The sequence below is a fragment of the Massilia scottii genome (assembly GCF_030846495.1).
In the GTDB taxonomy this organism is placed as follows: Bacteria; Pseudomonadota; Gammaproteobacteria; order Burkholderiales; family Burkholderiaceae_D; genus Telluria_A; species Telluria_A violaceinigra.
Genome location: NZ_JAVCWM010000058.1, coordinates 1 through 3,259, shown reverse-complemented (window position 1 = coordinate 3,259; position 3,259 = coordinate 1). Strand labels below are relative to the sequence as shown.

1 protein-coding gene is annotated in these 3,259 nt (G+C 67.8%); it reads right to left on the bottom strand.

Annotation, left to right across the window (positions count from 1 at the left end):
- On the bottom strand, positions 1 to 3,139 hold a 3,139-nt coding region (locus RBA41_RS33170; protein ID WP_306628608.1), incomplete at its 3' end, for a calcium-binding protein.
- Positions 3,140 to 3,259 lie beyond the last annotated feature (120 nt).

Below are 3,259 nucleotides of genomic sequence, written 5' to 3'. Positions count from 1 at the left end.
CGTGCAGCACGTCGTTGCCCTCGCCACCGTTCAGCTCATCGTTGCCGGCGCCGCCGTCGACGCTGTCGTCGCCATCGCCAGCCTTGAGGATGTCGGCGCCGTCGCCGCCGACTAGCGTATCGTTGCCGATGCCGCCATCGAGCAGGTCGCTGCCCGAGCCGCCGTCGAGCTTGTCGTCACCCGCGCCGCCCAGCAGGCTGTCGGCGCCGTCCTCGCCGAACAAGGTGTCGTTATCCTGCTCGCCGTCGAGCAGGTCGTTGCCCACCCCGCCGTACAAGGTGTCGTCCTCGGTGCCACCCTTGAGCACATCGTTACCCTGGAAACCGTACACGGTGTCATCGCCCTGGGCGCCGTCGAGCGTGTCGTTGCTGCGTCCGCCGTTGATGGTCTCGCTGTAGTGCGAACCCCAATTGTCGATGCCGTCTTCCGACCCGTTCGGATTCATGCCGCCGGCGATGTGGCTGGCGTTGAGCTGCGCGGGCAGCACGGCGTCGATGGTGAGGATGGTGCGAAAGCTCGCGGCGCTGCCGGCGGCGCCGTCGTCGTCGACCTGGACCAGGGTGCTGCTGCCGTTGGCTAGCAGGCGCAGGTAGCCGAGCGCGCCGAACGGGTTGCTGACGTAATTGGCCGCGACCTGCGGAACCAGGGCGTCGAGGTCGATCACGTCGCTGGTGTTGTCCAGATCGAAGTGGGTGATGGTGACCTGGCCGGCGTGGCTGCCGGGCGCGAACACGTAGGTGTTGCCGCCGTACCCGATGTCGGTGACGGTGACGTCCTGGAATGCCAGCGAGGGTCCGAAGGTGTACACGTCGTCGCCCGCGCTGCCCAGCATGCGCACCGTGCCTTTGGCGCCGCCTGTGAAATCGGCGGACAGGCGGTTCCAGCCCGAGCCACCGTCGAGCGTATCGCCGGCGCCGCCGGTGAGGGTGTCGTCGCCGTCGCCGCCGTCGACCTTGTCGCTGCCGCTGCCGGTCGTGACGATCGTGTCGTTGCCGTAGCCTCCCGTCAGCACGTTGTTGCCTTCGACATCGGTGAGGATGTCGTCGTCGAAGTCGCCGCTGAGGATGTCGTCGCCCGCGCCGCCGCTCAAGACATCCTTGCCGGCCCCGCCCACCACGCTGTCGTTGCCCGCTTCGCCGGCCAGCGTGTCGTCGCCCGTGCCGCCGAAGAGGCTGTCGTTGCCGCTGCCGCCTTGCAGCAGGTCGCCATCGTCACCGCCTTCGGCCAGGTCGTCGCCGCCGCCGCCGAGCAGGGTGTCGCTGCCGCCCAGGCCGATGAGGTGTTCGGCGCGCGCGTCGCCTTGAATATTGTCGGCACCGGCCGTGCCGGTCAGCACCCGGCTGAAGAAGGAGGCTGCGGGGTCGTAGCCCTGCTTGAAGTTGGCGCTGGTCAGGCTGGTCGCGGTGACGTTGCGCAGGGTCAGCATGTCGACCTGGGTGTGGGCGCTGCCGGCCGCGCCGTCGTTGTCGTAGCGCAGTACCGTGTCGGCGCCGCGCTGTTCCAGGCGCAGGTAGCCGTCCGCGCCGAACGGATTGCCGGTGTAATTCCAGCTCGGGCCCGCCAGGGACAGATCAAGCAGGTCGCCGCCGGCGCCCGCGGAAAAATCGGTCAGCGTTACATTGGCGATGTTTTCAGGCCTGCCGTACAGCGACAGGCGGAAGCTGTCCTGTCCGCTGCCGCCGCTGGCGCTCACCGTCACCTCCGGTGGCGCCTGGGCGATATCGATCTTGTCGTCGCCGGCGCCGGCGGACAGCTGCACTGTGCCGAACTTGACGCTCGCCCAACCACCCGCCTCCAGAATGTCGTTGCCGTCACCGGCGTCGAGCACGCTGTTGCCGGCGTAGTCGGTCGACAGCGTGTCGTTGCCGGCGCCGCCGAACAGGGTATTCGAGCCTGCACCGCCCCACGCGACGTCATTGCCCTCGCCACCCTCGATCCAGTCGTCGCCGCTTTCGCCGAACAGCGAGTCGCCGCCGTCGCCGCCAAGCAGGGTATCGTTGCCCGCACCCGCTTGCACGGTGTCGGCGCCGCCGTTGCCTTCGTAGCGGTCGTTCAGGGGGGAGCCGAAGATGTCGTCGTTACGCCCGTCGGCGATGAAGGTCTCGCCATCGTCGATGCCGGCCGGAGTGAGCACGCTGGCCGAGATGTTCGGTGCGACCGATGCCGCCGCCACGCCTTCGAGCCGCAGCACGGTGGTGAAGGCGGACGCCGTGCCCTGGGCGCCGTCGGCGTCGAATTGCAGCAAGGTGTCGGCGCCGTCCTGCACCAGTTTCAGATAGCCGCGCTCGTTTGAAAACGGGTCGCCCAGGGTCAGGTCGATTCCGGCCAGCAGACGGCTGACATCGATCCGGTCGCCCTCGGGGCCGCCGGCGAAATCGGTGACCACGTAGCCTTTGGTGCCGCTCTCGCGTTCCAGCAGGTAGACGTCGCGCCCGCCGCCGCCGGTCACCCGCGCCGTACCCTGGTTGAGGAATGCCACGCTGAACAGGTCGTTGCCGGCGCCGCCATCGGCCAGGGTGGTGGTGGCCGCTTCGTTGGCGCGGGTGCGGATGTTGATGCGGTCGGCACCGGCGCCGCCCAGATAGGTATCCTGGCCGTCGCCCAGCAACACGTCGTTGTCGTCACCGCCATCGAGCAGGCTGCTGCCGCCCCGTTCGGAGTACAGCAAGTCGACCCCGGCGCCGCCCGCCAGCCAGTCGCGTCCTTCGTAATCGTTGAGCGTGTCGTGGCCCGCGCCGCCCTGCAGCGTGTCGTTGCCCAGTTCGCCCCTGAGCTGGTCGTTGCCGGCGCCGCCGTCAAGCGAGTCGTTGCCGAGTTGGCCGTTCAGGTTGTCGCTGCCCCGGCCGCCGAGGAGGGTATCGTTGCCGTCGAAGCCGAACAGGTCGTCGTAGCCGGCGCGCGTGTCGTCGTCCGGGTCGTTGCTGATAATGTAGTCGTCGCCGCCGTAGCCCCACATCCGGTCCGAGCCGCCATTGCCCGAAATAGTATCGTTACCCTCCGAGGCATACAACGAGTCACTGCCGCTCCCACCCTGCAGATTCAGGCCGGCGGCGGCCTCGATGGTGATGGGGCCGGCCTGGCGGGCATCGCTGCTGGTGAGGTCGGCGTGCTGCTCGGTGACAGGGTTGGAAGCGGTCATGTGGGTCCCGGGAATGAAGTTGGTTGAAGGCGTTCAACATCAATCATGCCCGTGCCCGATTGGAATGTACAGAAGGTAAAATTGAATAATATGTAACAGTTTGCGACAAGGCGGCAAGGC